Source organism: Rivularia sp. PCC 7116 (assembly GCF_000316665.1).
GTDB lineage: Bacteria > Cyanobacteriota > Cyanobacteriia > Cyanobacteriales > Nostocaceae > Rivularia.
Map to the genome: position 1 here is coordinate 7,700,052 of NC_019678.1, position 16,278 is coordinate 7,716,329.

12 protein-coding genes are annotated in these 16,278 nt (G+C 37.9%); 8 read left to right on the forward strand and 4 right to left on the reverse strand.

The genetic code is table 11. From position 1 onward, the window contains the following. Positions 1–50 precede the first annotated feature (50 nt). Positions 51–2,594 carry a phosphoenolpyruvate--protein phosphotransferase gene (gene ptsP / locus RIV7116_RS29540; protein ID WP_015122009.1) on the forward strand — a complete coding sequence of 848 codons (2,544 nt, stop codon included), beginning with the start codon at positions 51–53 and terminating at the stop codon, positions 2,592–2,594. Between the two features lie 120 nt (positions 2,595–2,714). On the opposite strand, the gene RIV7116_RS29545 is transcribed toward ptsP, so the two are convergent. From RIV7116_RS29545 to xseA, 3 genes are all read right to left on the reverse strand, one after another. Further along, entirely contained in the window at positions 2,715–4,049 is a 1,335-nt protein-coding gene (locus tag RIV7116_RS29545) for a CHAT domain-containing protein (protein WP_015122010.1), read from the reverse strand. A gap of 199 nt (positions 4,050–4,248) precedes the next feature. Further along, positions 4,249–4,452 carry an exodeoxyribonuclease VII small subunit gene (gene xseB, locus RIV7116_RS29550; protein ID WP_015122011.1) on the reverse strand — a complete coding sequence of 68 codons (204 nt, stop codon included), beginning with the start codon at positions 4,450–4,452 and terminating at the stop codon, positions 4,249–4,251. Positions 4,453–4,681: 229 nt separating this feature from the next. After that, complete coding sequence (gene xseA, locus RIV7116_RS29555; RefSeq protein ID WP_015122012.1) at positions 4,682–5,923, reverse strand: exodeoxyribonuclease VII large subunit; 1,242 nt, start codon at positions 5,921–5,923, stop codon at positions 4,682–4,684. Between the two features lie 643 nt (positions 5,924–6,566). Here xseA and RIV7116_RS29560 point away from each other — a divergent pair. From RIV7116_RS29560 to RIV7116_RS29575, 5 genes are all read left to right on the forward strand, one after another. Then, on the forward strand, positions 6,567–8,102 hold the full coding sequence (locus RIV7116_RS29560) for an effector-associated domain EAD1-containing protein (RefSeq protein ID WP_015122013.1): 1,536 nt from the start codon (positions 6,567–6,569) through the stop codon (positions 8,100–8,102). A 134-nt stretch (positions 8,103–8,236) separates the two neighbouring features. Further along, complete coding sequence (locus tag RIV7116_RS29565; RefSeq protein WP_015122014.1) at positions 8,237–9,298, forward strand: MoxR family ATPase; 1,062 nt, start codon at positions 8,237–8,239, stop codon at positions 9,296–9,298. A 17-nt stretch (positions 9,299–9,315) separates the two neighbouring features. Beyond that, a complete protein-coding gene (locus RIV7116_RS36140; protein ID WP_015122015.1) occupies positions 9,316–9,486 on the forward strand; it encodes a hypothetical protein in 171 nt (56 codons plus the stop codon). Continuing rightward, positions 9,464–12,103, forward strand: a complete 2,640-nt coding sequence (locus tag RIV7116_RS37270; RefSeq protein ID WP_015122016.1) for a formylglycine-generating enzyme family protein — start codon at positions 9,464–9,466, stop codon at positions 12,101–12,103. Before RIV7116_RS36140 ends, RIV7116_RS37270 begins: the two co-directional genes overlap by 23 nt. Positions 12,104–12,243: 140 nt before the next feature. Then, on the forward strand, positions 12,244–13,095 hold the full coding sequence (locus tag RIV7116_RS29575; protein ID WP_015122017.1) for a formylglycine-generating enzyme family protein: 852 nt from the start codon (positions 12,244–12,246) through the stop codon (positions 13,093–13,095). 55 nt (positions 13,096–13,150) lie between these two features. Here RIV7116_RS29575 and RIV7116_RS36145 read toward each other — a convergent pair whose 3' ends face one another. After that, on the reverse strand, positions 13,151–13,312 hold the full coding sequence (locus tag RIV7116_RS36145; RefSeq protein ID WP_015122018.1) for a hypothetical protein: 162 nt from the start codon (positions 13,310–13,312) through the stop codon (positions 13,151–13,153). Positions 13,313–13,337: 25 nt separating this feature from the next. Here RIV7116_RS36145 and RIV7116_RS29580 point away from each other — a divergent pair, with 25 nt between their 5' ends. Both RIV7116_RS29580 and RIV7116_RS29585 read left to right on the forward strand, forming a co-directional pair. Continuing rightward, complete coding sequence (locus tag RIV7116_RS29580; protein ID WP_015122019.1) at positions 13,338–13,997, forward strand: OB-fold-containig protein; 660 nt, start codon at positions 13,338–13,340, stop codon at positions 13,995–13,997. 12 nt (positions 13,998–14,009) lie between these two features. Then, entirely contained in the window at positions 14,010–16,013 is a 2,004-nt protein-coding gene (locus RIV7116_RS29585; protein WP_015122020.1) for an SPFH domain-containing protein, read from the forward strand. Positions 16,014–16,278 lie beyond the last annotated feature (265 nt).

The window sequence follows — 16,278 nt, forward strand, 5'->3', positions numbered from 1 at the left end:
ATTCCCCATTTTTAATTACATAATAATTAATAACCGAACTATATCTAATAATGGTTGGAATTGTTATTGTTTCTCACAGCAAGCAGTTAGCACTCGGAGTGAAAGAACTTGCCGAACAAATGGTTCAAGGACAAGTTACTATAGCTGTTGCTGCTGGAATAGATGATGCTGAAAACCCCATTGGTACCGATACCATGCAGGTTTACGAAGCGATTGAATCAGTTTACAGCGATGATGGCGTGCTGGTGCTGATGGATTTGGGAAGCGCTTTGATGAGTGCGGAAATGGCTTTAGAGTTTCTTTCTCCCGAACAACGGGATAATGTATATTTGTGTGAAGCTCCTTTAGTAGAAGGTGCGATCGCTGCAACTGTTACTGCTGCTTCTGGTGCTGATATTCAAGCAGTCTTGACGCAAGCAAGGGAAGCTCTAACAGCTAAAGCCAGTCAGTTGGGTATTGGATTAATGGGTACAATTCAATCCCAGTTTGCTCAAACACCATCTTCTGAAACAGCAGAAAATACTAAACAGATACAGCTTCATATCAGCAATTCTCTGGGTATTCATGCTCGCCCTGCTGCTAAATTTGTCTCAACTGCCAGCAAGTTTAAATCTCAAATTCAAGTTAAAAATATAACTAAGAATAGCGATTTTATTCGCGGGGATAGTATTAATCAAGTAATAACTTTGGGAGTGCGTCAGGGAGATGAAATAATTATTCGTGCTAGCGGTGTAGATGCAGATGATGTTTTGGCTGAATTAACAGCTTTGGTAGAAAATCAGTTTGGTGAAGGGGATAATAATCAAGATTCAATTTCTAAAACTGTATCTATTAACGATTCTGTTTCTGCTTCTGCTGATGGTTATTTACAAGGAATTCCTGCTTCTGGAGGATTCGCAATTGCGACTTGTTTGCAGTTGAATCAATTAAATAAAACATCTTTTATATCCGTACAAAGTCATCGTGTAGAAGATGTTAATAGTGAATGGCGAAAGTTACAAAATGCCGTACAAGTAGCCAAACAGGAAATTAAAAATTTACAACAACAAACTTTAGTTCAAATTAGCGAAACAGAAGCAGCAATATTTGATACTCATATTTTATTTTTAAATGACCCAGTAATTATAGAATCAGTTAGACAACGGATAATTGTAGAACATCAAAATTGTGAGTTTGCTTGGCAAGCAGTAATTGATGAAGTCATAGATAATTATCAAAAATTAGAAGATGCGTTTCTCAAGGAAAGAGTTAATGATGTAGTTGATATTAAACAAAGAGTATTACGAATACTTAGCGGAAATTCTACAACGAATGTACAAAATTTAGCAGAAAATCTAGATATAAAAGAACCAGTAATTTTAATTGCTAATGATATTACTCCTTCCGATACCGCTCAATTAAACCCGAGCAAAGTATTAGGAATTTGTATTACCAGCGGTAGCGCAACTTCTCACAGTGCAATTTTAGCGCGTTCTTTGAATATTCCTGCGGTTGTTGGTATGCCATCAGAAATATTGCAAATAGCCAATGGAACACTATTAGGTGTGGATGGTGAAGCAGGTAAAATATGGATAAAACCAGATGCACAAACTCAATCCGAACTAAAAACAAAGCAAGAAAAATATCAAGTATCGCAACAACAAAATTTAGTTATTACTCATCACACAGCTACTAGTATTGATGGCATAAACATCGGTGTTTTAGCAAATATCAGCAGCATACAGGATGCACAAACAGCTTTGGATATGGGTGCCGTCGGCGTGGGATTATTCCGTACTGAATTCTTGTATTTCAACCGTCAAAATCTACCTACAGTTGAAGAACAAACATCAGTTTATCAGCAAGTAACTAATATTTTTCAAAACCGTTCTGTAATTATTCGTACTTTAGATATTGGCGGCGATAAACCATTACCATATTTAAATTTACCATCAGAAAACAATCCTTTTTTAGGTTGGCGGGGTATTCGTTATTGTTTGGACAATCCTGAAATTTTGAAAACTCAATTAAAGGCTATTTTGACAGCCAGCGAGAAAGGAAAAATTAAAATCATGTTCCCAATGATAACCACCGTCGCAGAAATTAAAGCAGCCAAAACAATATTAAATCAAGCAAAAACCGAACTAAATCAAAATGGTATTCCCTTCAATCAAAAAATCGAAGTAGGGATAATGATTGAAACACCATCTTCCGTCGCAATCGCAGATAAACTTGCTGTGGAAGTAGACTTTTTCAGCATCGGTACAAACGATTTAAGTCAGTATGTCATGGCTGGCGATCGCACTAATCCCAAAGTCGCCAATTTAGTCGATGCAATGCATCCGAGCGTTTTACGAATGATACATCAAACAGTAAAAATTGCACATCAGCACAATATTTGGGTTGGTTTATGCGGAGAATTAGCTTCGGAAATTATCGCAGCACCAATATTATTAGGTTTAGGATTAGATGAAGTCAGCTTAAATCCTCAAAAAATACCGGAATTTAAAAAAGCCATTGCTCAATTAACCCTAAAAGAAGCAGAAGCAATTACCAATGAAGTTATTCAGCTTGATGAAGCAGTAGAAGTTAGGGAGAGATTGGGGAAGGGTTAGGAGTTATACCATTTATTTATAAAGATGCGCCGAATTCAGCCCACGAAGGTGGGCTTTGTTTGTATAGCCGCACCGATAAGCGGGTGTTGGGTAAAATATTTGTTCAAAATTGGGATGCTCCTATTGCAGATTCCATTCTTTAGCTTTACCAAACTTAGTTACAGCAGCTTCAAAATCACCTTTTTCTGCTGAAGACTCCCCTTCTTTAAACAAAGTAGAAGCAGCAGCAGTCAGTATTTCTTTGTTTGCACCCACCACAGCAATCAAAGGCTCTCTTCTTTCTATCCTTTGATATAATTCTTCGCTGACAACTTCTCTACCAAAGAAAATATCGGCATCTTCTTCGCCAAAAGCAAACAAACCCCGGTATGGGCAAGCCGGTTTTCCACCTAAATTTACCCAATTAATTGATTCAACTGAAGGATTTTGACAAAGTGTTGGTAACCAAGTTGCACAGGGATAATCATTTTCCCATTTTTGTAACTTCTCTCGCCCTTCCCTTATCGACATTGATAAAGACTTACCACCACGAAAAGCAGTGAGAAAATTTTTGATAAACTCTTGCGCCATAATATCGGGAATTGGCTCGCGCATGACAATGATTTGGGGTAAATACAAATCTCGTAAATCACCAACCAAACCCAAACCATCGCAAGAATTAAAAATCGCTAACTGTAAACCTTTGTTGATTGCAGATTTCAAGGCATTTTTTAATTCACCTAAAGAAAGATTATCAGTTGAATTAATCTTGATTTTGCCGCTACTACCATCAGCAGAGCTTTGAGAATGTCCCAAAAAAGCCAGAATATCCCAACCCTGCTCATCCCACAAAGATTCATCTAACTGCTGACGAGAAGGTTGAGAAAGAATTTTAATTTGTGCATCAGCAAGGGATTCTTGAATGATTTTTTTATCAGCTTCAGGATCAATTCCTTGACTATCGCCAATTACAACTAAAATTCTGACATTATCGCGTTTAGACTTGCCAATTCTGCCAGCTTCATACCTCGCAAAAGCAAAACTCGGCTCAACAAAATGATATTCTTCAAAAAAATGCCACAAACACCAAGGCAAATGCCGCAACTGATAATTTTCTGTTTCAACAGTAAAACTGGCATAAGTCTCAACGCTAAGATGATGAAGCAACAGTTTTTCAATGGAACGAAAACCATCGCAATCTAGCCATTGATTAAACTTAGTGGGAAACTTTTCAAAATTTTTTTGATTAATATAAGGGCTTCTTTCTTCTTGTTCAATTATCTTAATCCTTGTACCATAAGTACTTGTAAAACTTGATTTCCAAGACTGATATAACTCCCATAATTCTGGGAAAGCAGGTAAACTACCACTATCTTGAGCAATTAATTTATCATCAGAGGTACGGACTTCTACGGTAATATGCTCGCAACCTTTTTCGACATTACCGTTACCAAATCGCAGAATTACCTTAACCATAGATACAATTTTTGAAATAAAAAACAATATTTATCTTTGTATATATAGGTTTGGGTTTGCTTTACTTATTCACTTGGTACTCGTTGGTGCGCGACGCTAGAAACCTGATTACTTCGCTTAAATGATTTCGTCGCGTCACACACCCTATAAAATAATTGTGCAGCGTTGCTCCCGTCATCAATTAATAATTAATTATTCATTATTCGCTGTCTTGCAGCGTTTCAATCATTAAATCTACCTGTTGCTGTCGCTGTTGTAAAAAACTTTCGCATTCCCGCAAGGATTTGACAGCAGCACCAAACTGTTCAAAGACTTCTTCTAATTGCAATTCTCCCGCTTCGATGCGAGATATTATGGTTTCAATTTCAGCGACTTTAGTTTCGTAATTCCAATTCTTTTTCATAATTGTTTTTTATTGCTAGTTCGTATAATCTAATATCTTGCACCAATATCAATTAACGCTCAAAATCGCCTAGGATTGAAAATCAAGCGGCTAATAGCTCAAGTCTACTTAAGTAGACTGAAAGCATCACCGACACCTTGAAAGGTGCGGCTATACAAGCAAAACCCGGCGACTTGGGTTATTTTCATTCAAAATTATTGTTAATATACGTCATTTTCCTGCTCACTGCTCACTGCTCACTGCTCACTGTTTCAACAACTTTCACCTTCGCAGCACCCTTCCCAAATTGTATTAACAACTCTTCCCCTACTTCTAACTCCGCAGCATCGCGAGCAATACTTCCATTTTCTTGTCTTACCACTGCATAACCGCGTTGCAAAACTGCCCTAGGGTTTAAAGTTATTAACTTTTCTCGTAATAACTCTAATTTCTGCTTTGCCTGCTGCGACTTTGAATTCATTGCTTGTACTAATTTTTCCCGCTTCCAGGTTAAAGCAATTTTTTCTTGTTCGACTTGTTTATCTAATTGATATCGCTGCAAACGATTCCGCAACGTTTGGATTTTATTCTGAGAAGCTTCCACGGAATAATTCACGACTTCAGATAAAGCTGCAATTCTATCGCAATGTTGACTGTATAAATCATCGAGTGACGGTACAACTATTTCTGCTGCTGCTGTGGGAGTGTGAACTCTTACATCTGCTGCTAAATCTGCTAAAGACTCATCCCGTTGATGCCCGATACCAGTAATTATCGGAATCGAACAATCGGCGATCGCTCTGACTACTCTTTCATCATTGAAGCAGGCTAATTCTTCAACCGCACCACCTCCGCGCCCTAATATCAAGACTTCCGCACGCCCATCATTTTCTACTCTTTGAATTGCTTTAGCGATAGAAGTCGGCGCTTGCTCTCCCTGCACCGTCGCAGCAGAAAACAAAACCTGTAAACCGGGATACCGAGACTTAAGTGTTTTCTTGATATCACCCCAAGCCGCAGCAGTTGGTGAAGTGACAACCGCAATAGTTTGAGGATGATTTGGAAGCGGTTGCTTTCTTTCTTCATCAAATAAACCTTCTGCCGTCAAACGGTTTTTTAACTGCTGAAAACGTAAAGCCTGCAAACCCACACCAGCGGGTATAGCTTGCCACACAGTCAGCTGATATTCTCCCCGCGCCGGATAAAGCCTAATGCTACCTAAAATAATCAATTGTTCCCCAACAGCAGGCATTTGAGCTAGCTTCGGTATTACACTTCTCCAAGTCACGCATTTAATCGAAGTAGTGCTATCGGTATCTTTTAAAGTAAAAAATAATCCCGCACGATGGTTGTTTGCACTAGAAACTTCACCAGTTATCCAAACTTGTCGCAATACAGAATCTTCCTCTAACAGCGATTGGATGTAATCGGTTAAGCCAGCGACTGATAAAGCTGAATCGGGGATAAAAGAGTTTTTTTGTTCGGAATACATTTTTTCAGTTGACAGATATCAGTTATTGGTTGAGAAGACAATAGAAAGCTAACAAAATGCAGCCCGAACTCAATTAGCTATAAAGACGTAATAAATTATTACAACAAATAAGATATTTATACAATTCCTCCTATGGGTGAATTTTAAGCAAAATATCAAATATTTTACGTTTATGAAACTTGAACAATTGTTGTTGTGATGAGTGATGCATCTCTCAAGTCTAGTGAAAACGCAGATATGTATATCTCATATCATGTTCCCTAAATCACTTACAATATGTCATTGCGAGTGGAGCGAAGCATTCACCTCAAAGGTGTGGATTATCCCAATCACTGCGATTACTTCACTTCCTTGGTAATGACGGTTATTTCGGGGGACACCATCTAAGATACATTTTTCAAAAATTGGGATATTCCCCATAGGTAATATTTGGTGTTTTACCTGTTTCGGCTCAAATTCCGGAAATAATATGGAAGCACAAGTATTTAAATTGCAAAACTGGTAACAAATTTTATACTATAGTCCTATTTGCTAACTCAATCAGTTATTTTTAATACTCAGGTATTTAAGAAGACGGAAATTAATCTTTTGCAACATTCGCAAGGAAATTCCATTGTTAATTAATTGTTTTTGACACAAAGCAATGAGCAATATCAAAGAATTACACGCAATTATTATCCAATATTTTCAAGAATATGATTTAAAAAAAATAGTTAGATTTGAGTTCAATAAAGCATTAGATACCATTGCTGGGGGAGATAATCTTGATGAAATAGCTTTTAATTTAATTGAATGGGCTGACTCAACAGGCAAATTACAGCAGTTAGCTGAATCTTTGTATCAAACAAGACTTGAGAACGAAGATTTTAAAAAGATAATCAATCAACTATTTCCAAATATATTTAATTGTGCAGGCATTAAAGCTAATACTTCTCCTATATCAACTGATAAATTGAATGATGTATTTTTAGTTTTTACTGAGATTAATTTAGATACCCTAAAGACGGTATGCAAGGAAACTCTAGAAAATTCTTCACAACCCCAAGATGTATTAGGTAGTTTTCCACAACTAATTAATCCAAAAAGTCTGGGAATATTCAAAACTATATTTTTAGAAAACAATTATACAAGCTATAAAGATGTCCCTAGCATTCTTGAATTTGCCGAGCGCTTGAGTCAGGAAACAAAAGTATCCAAACATATCCGAGACAAGTTAAATTACTGGGTTAAAACTGTAGCTCAAAGCCTGAATATTAAATTGCCAACTTATGAGAAGAATAAATTATTTACCTTTACTGCTCTTAATTCCTATTTATTAGTTACCGTTACTCCTAATAGTGCTAATACATTTTATCTTCAAGCTGAACTGATTCCCAATTACTCGCCTAACGAGACTAATATAGAACGAATAAAATTAGAAGTAAACAACGACTCACCCAATATTGAATGTTCTTCATCAGACATAGTAGATAAAATTTATCAATTTATTCGTATTGCGAAAACTGAATACCTGAATAAAAATCGACATTACAAATTAAAAGTAGAAATATTCTTACCTTTGCAATTTATAGATGCAAATATAGATTTAAAAGATGTGCCAATTGATTTTAATAGAAAGAGACCGTTTGGTAGCGAATATAGATTATTAATACGCTCTCTTGAGCGTTTTCTTAATAATGATGGCGAATATGCCAACAGATTATATTTAAAATGGGAGCAATTCAATCACTGGATACAAAATAGGATTGAGCAAACAGATATACAAAACAAGATTCATCATATTTCTAAAGTTGATAATTGTAATTGGGAAGAGATAGAAACAGAATTAGAACTAGAAGAAAAGTTTGGAGTCAAAATTACTTGTTGTTTACCCGAAAATGACTTGGACAAAGAAGAATTATTTATTGCAGTTCTGAGGGGAGGCGTACCCATATTTTTGTGGACAAGATGCGATTTACCCGATATAAACGATGATTTTGATAATTTATTAAAAATTGATTTTTTTCAAAGCGAATTAACTCGAATTGAATCGGTGTGGAAGCTTCGCAAGAAAGCTCATGCCAAACCGGATAAAGAAAATTATTTAGGCTATCATTTAGGATTTTTATGCGATAATCCTCATCGAGTACCTTTTAATTTGATGTTACAAAATCAATCTTTGATAGAAACGGGTATGTAGAGATTATTACTCGAACAAACCAAGATTGTCGGGTAAAGCTAGAGAGGGGGAAGAGGGGGAAGAGGGGGCAAGAAAAAAATTCTTGTTTTTACGATACACCCCGCAAAGTTAACTTGGTGGAATATTAGATAATTATGGCAGATTGGCACTTTTTTCGTGGAAATGGCAAACAATTGCAAGGTGTAGAAGAGAAATTTAAACAACTCGAACCTCCACCTTGGCGGCGTTTTGGCAAAAACGAGGATATTCCTAACGATAAACGTTGGGAGAAACTGATGCAATTAGCAGAGGAAAATGACAGGAATAAAAGAAGGGGTGAAAACTTCCGTATTTCTGACAATGCCATTGATATAATTAATGCCGTCAATGCGGCAATTTATTTACGCAGACCATTATTAGTTACGGGTAAACCTGGTTCTGGTAAAACGTCTTTAGCCTATGCGATCGCACACGAGTTAAACTTAGGTGCCGTATTGTCTTGGGCTATTACCGCTCGTTCAACTTTGCAAGAAGGGCTTTACCGTTACGATGCGATCGCAAGGTTGCAGGATGCTCAACAGAATGAGGAACAAGACATTGGTAAATATATTACCTTGGGTGCTTTAGGAACGGCTTTTTTACCTTCTGTTTTACCAAGAGTGTTATTAATTGATGAAATTGATAAAAGTGATATCAATCTTCCCAATGATTTATTAAATATTTTTGAGGAAGGGGAATTTAAGATTCCAGAATTAGTTAGACGAGCCAAATCGGCAGAAAAAGATAATTCTGCTGCCAAAAGTGAATTTACAGTTGAAACTCAAGATAGAGATATTGATGTTGTAGTTAAAGCAGGGAGAGTACGCTGTTATTCTTTCCCAATTATTGTGATGACTAGTAACGGAGAAAGAGATTTTCCCCCAGCTTTTAAACGGCGATGCATAAGAATAAAAATGCCCAACCCCCAGGAAGAAGCGCTCAAAGAAATTGTCAAAGCTCATTTTCAAGATGAAGAAAAGCTTTTTCAAGATGCTGAAGCGAAAATCAATCAATTAATCAAAGAATTTTTGTCAGATAAAGATAAAAATACCGAACGTGCTACAGACCAATTATTGAATACAATTTATCTATTAACTCGCGATGTTTCTCCAGAATCGGAAGCAGATGTAAAATCGGTAAAAGACATTTTATTGAAAAGTTTAACCAGTAATGATTAATTCTAACTTGATTCCCCATGACTAATGAATCATATCATCTCAATTTTAATAAACGTCATTGCGTTAGCGAAGCTCCTCTGAAAGAGGCACGAAGTGAAGCAATCGCAGAGTCTCTGAGATTAATTGACTTCGTTCGTAATGCGATATTATGGAGGCTTAGCGGACATGAAGTCTTCTGCAACCAATAACCAATTTAATCAACTGATTGCAGCTTTAGGAACAGATTTAGAATTAACCGGCGAACAAATCGCCGATATTATTTGGTTTTCTCAGAAACGTCTGGAAATTAGTAATATACAAAACGATACACCTTCACAAAGCAAAAACAAATCAAACACACCAGAAAAATTAAATATTCCTCCTACAAATACCCCAGCAAACTTAAATACTCCTCCTATAAATACCCCAACTCCTGCCAAACCTGCTTCAGCGGAAATTTATCCAAAAACTCAGGAACAAACTCAAGAAAAACCTCAAACTTCTTCTAAAAATAAACCCCTTCCCCTGCGTGTACCGGATGCACCTTCCCTACGAGAGCCTTTAACATTAGCTCAGGTGCTAAAACCTTTGATGCGTCGGGTGGAATCTGGCAGAAAAACCGTATTAGACGAGACAGCCACAGTAGAGCGTACTGCTGCCGAAAGAATTTGTATTCCCATACTAAAATCCGAACCAGAACCTTGGTTAGATGTGGCTTTAGTGGTTGATGAAAGCAAATCAATGCTGATTTGGCGACATACAATTTGGGAGTTAAAAAAATTATTAGAACATTATGGCGTGTTTCGCGATGTACGGGCTTGGGGATTAGTAACCGACGAAAACGGACAAATCTATATTCGTCCCGGAATTGGTAAAAATGCACTTCAGCAGCGTCTTGCCAGCCACCGCGAAATTTTAGATCCCAATCGTCGCCGGTTAATTTTGCTAGCAAGTGACTGCGTTGCAGCGATTTGGCGTAATGGTGCTATTAACCAAGTATTAACAGATTGGACAAACGCCCAACCAGTAGCAATTATTCAGATGTTACCCGATTGGTTGTGGTTAAAAACAGGTTTGGGTTTGGGTACTTCCGTAAATTTGGCAAGTTTAACCCCAGGGATAGCCAATAAACATTTATTAGTCAAAAAACAATTACTGTGGAAAGATATTAATTTAAATACCGGCATCAAAATTCCCGTTTTTACATTAGAGCCAGATAAAGCTTTACCTTGGAGTCAGATGGTAGCCGGGAAAAGCGATGCAGTAGCCTCGGGGTTTGTTTTATCTTCAGCAATATCTTCAAAACCTAGTCATAGCAAACAAGCAACCCAAACTACTATTCCTCAAATCAACCCCCAAGAGCGAGTATATCGCTTTCGCATGACAGCTTCACCAATGGGAAGGAAATTAGCGGGATTGCTCGCAGCAGCACCAGTAATTAATTTACCCGTAGTGCGGTTAATTCAAGAAACCTTACTACCCGAATCTCGCCAAGTTCACGTTGCCGAAGTCTTTTTAGGAGGCTTGTTAAAACCTTTAACACCCATTGAAGCAGATACCTTACCCGATACGGTGCAGTACGATTTCATGGATGACGAAATACGCGGTATTTTGCTTGAATCCGCACCAGTAAAAGATTCAGCAGATATATTCAATGCAGTTTCTCTGTATGTAGCAGCCGAATTAGGTAAATCCTTGCAAGATTTTGTAGCGCTGTTAAAAGCACCGGAAGAAGCCGATAGCGAACAAGTGAAACCTTTTGCAGAAGTAGCGATAAAGATTTTGAAACGCTTGGGTGGGGAGTATGGTGCTTTTGCAGAGGAAATAGAAGGAAAGTCTCAAACTGATACGGAAAATATAGAAAAATCGGAAGTAATCAAAGGGTTTCCCCCATTACAAAACTTTGAATTTAGAATACGAACTGTATCTTTTCAAGAAAAAACTGCTGATATCAATCTGCAAACTTTTACATTTGAATCCGCTACCATCGAACTGAGAAAATCTGAAGGTGATACAGAAGTAATAATTCATCGTCATCTCCAGCAATCTCAGTATTTTATTGAAGATTTGGGGAATGGAATTGAATTAGAAATGGTGCTGATTCCTGATGGTACTTTCACAATGGGCGCTCCAGAGCATGAAAAAGGCAGTGATAACTCAGAACGCCCCCAACATCGAGCTACAGTACCATCTTTCTTTATAGGTAAATATCAAGTTACCCAAGCACAGTGGCGAGTAGTGGCTAATTTACCTCAAGTTGAAAGAAAATTAAAACTAGAGCCATCACTCTTTAAAGGTGATAACCTTCCTGTAGAAAAAATATCCTGGTATGATGCTGTTGAATTTTGCGCCAGATTATCAAATCATACCGGGAAAAAATATCGTTTACCAAGCGAAGCAGAATGGGAATATGCTTGTCGCGCTGGTACTACTACCCCGTTTCATTTTGGCGAGACTATTACTAGTGAGTTAGCAAATTACCGAGCTAACAAAACTTTTGCTGATGAACCTAAAGGAGAATACCGAGAACAAACCACCCCAGCAGGACAATTCCCGCCTAATAGCTTTGGTTTACACGATATGCATGGGAATGTCTGGGAATGGTGTCTTGATTATTATCACGGCAACCATGAAGGAGCGCCCATAGATGGCAGTGCTTGGATAGACCCATATAATTATAATAATGATAATCGTTATCGAGTACTGCGTGGTGGTTCTTGGTTCAACATCCCTGGTTTCTGCCGCTCTGCTTTCCGCTACGTCGACTCCCCAGACGTCGTTGACCTCATTTTCGGGCTGCGGGTTGCGTGCGGTGTTGCGCCGTAGCTTGCTTCTCGTAGATCGGTTTGTTGGGTTTCTCTTCGTTCAACCCAACCTACAAATTTCTAACGTTCTAACAGGACTTGAAATTAATTTCAAAACGACACGACAATGCAAATTGAAAAAGTTACAAAATATCGACAAAAATGTCAGAAATAGTCATCAAAGACACCCAAGGAACAGCACAATATTACATCGAAAATTTAGTTAATGGAATTGAACTAGAAATGATTTTAATTCCCGCAGGAACTTTCACAATGGGGGCACCAAAAGATGAAGAAGGTAGTAGGGATAATGAGCGTCCCCAGCATCTAGTAATAGTTCCAACTTTCTTTATGGGCAAATATCCCATAACTCAAGCTCAGTGGCGAGCAGTAACTAATTTACCTCAAGTAAAAAGAGAATTAAAACTAAAACCATCATATTTCAAAAGTGATGATTTACCAGTAGAAAGTATTTCCTGGTACGATGCCGTTGAATTTTGCCAGAGACTTTCCAAACATACAGGCAGAAACTACCGTTTACCAAGTGAAGCTGAGTGGGAATATGCTTGTCGTGCTGGTACTACTACACCGTTTCACTTTGGCGAGACAATTACCACTGATTTAGCTAATTATCGAGGTACGGATAACGAAGAATATAAATGGTTCGGTTCCTATGGTCAAGGTACTAAAGGGATTTACTTTGAAAAAACAACACCCGTTGGCAGCTTTGATGCCGCTAATGCCTTTGGGCTATACGATATGCACGGAAACATTTTGGAATGGTGTCTTGATAGTTGGCACGATGACTATCAAGATGCGCCGACAGATGGTAGTGCATGGATAGAAAGTGAAAATCAAGACAATAATAATCGTTATCAAGTACTACGTGGCGGTTCTTGGCCCTACCATCCTGAATTCTGCCGTTCCGCGTATCGTTACTGCTATAAGGCGGAGCGCAACGGCAACTCTTTTGGTTTTCGTGTTGCGTGCGGTATTGCGCCGGAAATTAATTAGTAGCCCTTCAGACTTTGCATAACTTGTTTTACCTTACTAATTCCAACAATACTGCTTAGATTGCAGATGTCATTACAGCAAGATTTCTGACATATTTTCTATCTTGATTCGTACTTAAAGCTTCAAGATAAGTGAGTTTTGAACTTATGCGGTTTCCATAAATCGCTAATTGATTACCCAATAAATTCAGCAATTTTCTAGTTATAATTGCTGCCATCTCAATATATTTTACTAAATTGATTATGCTATTCAATTCAGCGAATCTGCCCTACTGGCTATTTTTGGGAATGGGAGTCTTATTATTTCTATTTGTAATTATCTCTGGTGGTGGAGATGATGACGTTGATATCGATACGGATGTTGATGCCGACGCTGACTTTGATTTAAATGGTTTTGCGCTCTCGTGGATGGGGATTGGTAAAGCACCTCTAATTTTATTACTAGCTACCGATTTGAGTTTATGGGGCTTGTTTGGCTGGATGTTAAATGTCTGGTTGGGGGGAATCCTCGATCGAGTTCCTAGTGGTGGTTGGAATTTTATTGTGTTAATTTTGTCGATGTTTCTCAGTTTATTTACAGGGGGGCTAATTGCACGACCAGTTGGAAGAATTTTTGCTGAATTTGGCGAAGATACCAGTAGCGACCGCTTAATTGGTCGTAATGGTACGGTTAGTTCTGCCACTATTCCTGTAGAAAAACAAGGCAGAATCGGTCAAGTTGATGTCATCGATAAGTCTGGGAATTTGGTGACTATTAATGCAAACATCCCGGAGTGGGCAACTGTTATTCCCCGTCACGGTGAAACAGTGATTGTAATTGATAGACAGCAAGATGTTTATTTTGCAATTGCTTCTAACAGCCCAGATCAAAATCATTGGCTCAGGGTTACAAATAAAAAATAACAATTGAAGAATATGCTATTTTGGTTAAATTTTATTGCATCATTACCGCAACCTCCTGCAAATACTGTGGTAGCGCAGTTACCTGATATCGGCGAAAATGCATCTACATCGCTGAATCTAATTGTGGAAAAACCAGTAACAACACCTGCTTATGTTTCTCAATTTTCTCAACCTGCTCTTACTCAAATAGGTGGAAGTTTAATTTTTCCTGGGATAATTGGCAGTCTAGTTGTACTTTTATTGCTCAGCGTTTTTGCATATACACGAATTTATGTGATTACTCCCACCAATGAAGCATTTGTCAGAACTGGTGGTGTTTTTGTGAAAAAGAAAACTGTATTTCTCAACGGTGGCTGCGTTGTGGTGCCTGGATTTCACGAACTAACTCGGGTACCTTTACGAGAAATTTCGATTAATGTTGAGCGTACAGGTAAGTTAGCAGTTCGCACTCAAGATTATCTGCGAGCCAATATGCGGGTAACTTTTTATGTTTGCATCAGTGCTAGTGAAGAAGATGTACAGATTGCTGCGGCTAGAATTTCTAGACAAGGAAAAATCTCATCGGAAGATATTAAAGAGGCTCTAGAAACCCGTGCTGATGATGCGATTCGAGCCGCTGCGAAAAAGAAAACCTTAGCAGAAATCGATTCGGATAAATTAGGTTTTGCAGAAGAAGTTCTCAACTTGACTCAGCAAGATTTAAAGAAAGTCGGTTTAACTCTCAACAACATTGCAATTTCCGAAATCGAAGAAAGCGACACCTACGACACCAATAATTTCTTCGATGCTCAAGGTGTGCGTCTTCGCACGGAAACTATTCAGCGTTCAATTCAGCAAAAGCGCGAAGTGGAATTAACAACCCAAGTCGCTATCGAACAAAAAGAATTAGATGCTCAAAAGCTATCGTTACAGATTTCTCAAGAAAAAGAAACAGCCGAATTAGAGCAAAAATTACAGGTAGAAGCGCTAACAGCACAGCGAGAGCGGGAAATTCAAGAAGCTAAAGATAAAGAAGCTGCTGCAACTTTGCGTAGTAAGATTTTGCAGGATAAATCTGTAGAAGAAGAAGAAATTCGCAAAAAATTATCGATTCAGCAAAGTCAAATTGAAGCCGATATTGCTTTAGAAGCCCGTAATAAACAACTGAAAATAGCCCAAACCGAGCAAAAACAAGAAGCCGAATTAGCCGAAATTACCCGACAACAAGCGGTACAATCCAATAAATTAGAAGCACAGGTACAGATAGCAGAATCCGAAAAAGTTGCAAAACTAGCCCAAGAAGATTTAGCTATATCAATCGCGAATAAGAAAAAAGAAACCTTTTTAGCAGAAGCCGAACAAGTTCAAGCCCAAGAAGCGGTAAAAACAGCTAGTGAAACAGAAAAAGCCGAACGAAACAAAAATCTATCTTCAATTGCAGCCGAACAACAAGCTCAACAACGAGATATTAGCGAGCGTAAAGTTATTGAAATAGAAACTTTTCGCCGTCGCAAACAAGCGGAAATTGCTCAAGAAGCGGCAGAATTAGAAGCCGAATCAATTCGTATTCTTGCACAAGCCGAACGCGATAAAGCCTTAGCAGAAGCTGAAGGTATTCAAGCTAAAATTACCGCCGAAAACAGTATTAGCAATGCCAACCTGAGCGCTAAAATTGTCACTACCCTTTGGCCGGAACTATCAGAAAAACTGCCAGAAATAGTCAGTTCTCTAGCACCACAACCGGGAGTTATTGGAAATACTAGAATTTACTCTTTTCCTGGTGCAAACGGTAACGGTAAAGGAGTCGAAGATATTAATAAATTAATGCTATCAACCAGCGGTATTTCGGTAATTAATAGTTTACTAGAAGAAGGTAATTTGGGAAAAATCATATCTCAAATTAGTAAATTAGTGCAGAATAAGAATGAAGTAAAAACAGATACTATAATTCCAGAAGTTGTAGAGGATTCAGTAAATAATTCAGTAGATAACTTAACAGAATCAAATTTTACAGATAAAGATTCTCAGATAAGTTAGCAATACTGCTCGGTTAAGGGGAGATCCTCCCTAACCCTCCTTAAAAAGGAGGGAATAAAGCCCCCTTTTTAAGGGGGTTTGGGGGATCTAAAAATTTTGTTCAATTCCTTAACCGAGCAGTATTGGATAAGTTAGTTATCTTTTACTTACCTCAACTTACAAATAAACAATAAGAATTTACCGTCGCGCAGCATTATCATTCAATTGGTGCGTGACGGCATTATGATAATTATTAATTAATCAAGAAAAATTATTTTAGCCGTCA

Bases quoted from the DNA above. Each gene is read 5' to 3' on its own strand.
- ptsP (WP_015122009.1), top strand. From the start codon at position 51: ATGGTTGGAATTGTTATTGTTTCTCACAGCAAGCAGTTAGCACTCGGA.
- RIV7116_RS29545 (WP_015122010.1), bottom strand. From the start codon at position 4,049: ATGGTTAAGGTAATTCTGCGATTTGGTAACGGTAATGTCGAAAAAGGT.
- xseB (WP_015122011.1), bottom strand. From the start codon at position 4,452: ATGAAAAAGAATTGGAATTACGAAACTAAAGTCGCTGAAATTGAAACC.
- xseA (WP_015122012.1), bottom strand. From the start codon at position 5,923: ATGTATTCCGAACAAAAAAACTCTTTTATCCCCGATTCAGCTTTATCA.
- RIV7116_RS29560 (WP_015122013.1), top strand. From the start codon at position 6,567: ATGAGCAATATCAAAGAATTACACGCAATTATTATCCAATATTTTCAA.
- RIV7116_RS29565 (WP_015122014.1), top strand. From the start codon at position 8,237: ATGGCAGATTGGCACTTTTTTCGTGGAAATGGCAAACAATTGCAAGGT.
- RIV7116_RS36140 (WP_015122015.1), top strand. From the start codon at position 9,316: ATGACTAATGAATCATATCATCTCAATTTTAATAAACGTCATTGCGTT.
- RIV7116_RS37270 (WP_015122016.1), top strand. From the start codon at position 9,464: ATGAAGTCTTCTGCAACCAATAACCAATTTAATCAACTGATTGCAGCT.
- RIV7116_RS29575 (WP_015122017.1), top strand. From the start codon at position 12,244: ATGTCAGAAATAGTCATCAAAGACACCCAAGGAACAGCACAATATTAC.
- RIV7116_RS36145 (WP_015122018.1), bottom strand. From the start codon at position 13,312: ATGGCAGCAATTATAACTAGAAAATTGCTGAATTTATTGGGTAATCAA.
- RIV7116_RS29580 (WP_015122019.1), top strand. From the start codon at position 13,338: ATGCTATTCAATTCAGCGAATCTGCCCTACTGGCTATTTTTGGGAATG.
- RIV7116_RS29585 (WP_015122020.1), top strand. From the start codon at position 14,010: ATGCTATTTTGGTTAAATTTTATTGCATCATTACCGCAACCTCCTGCA.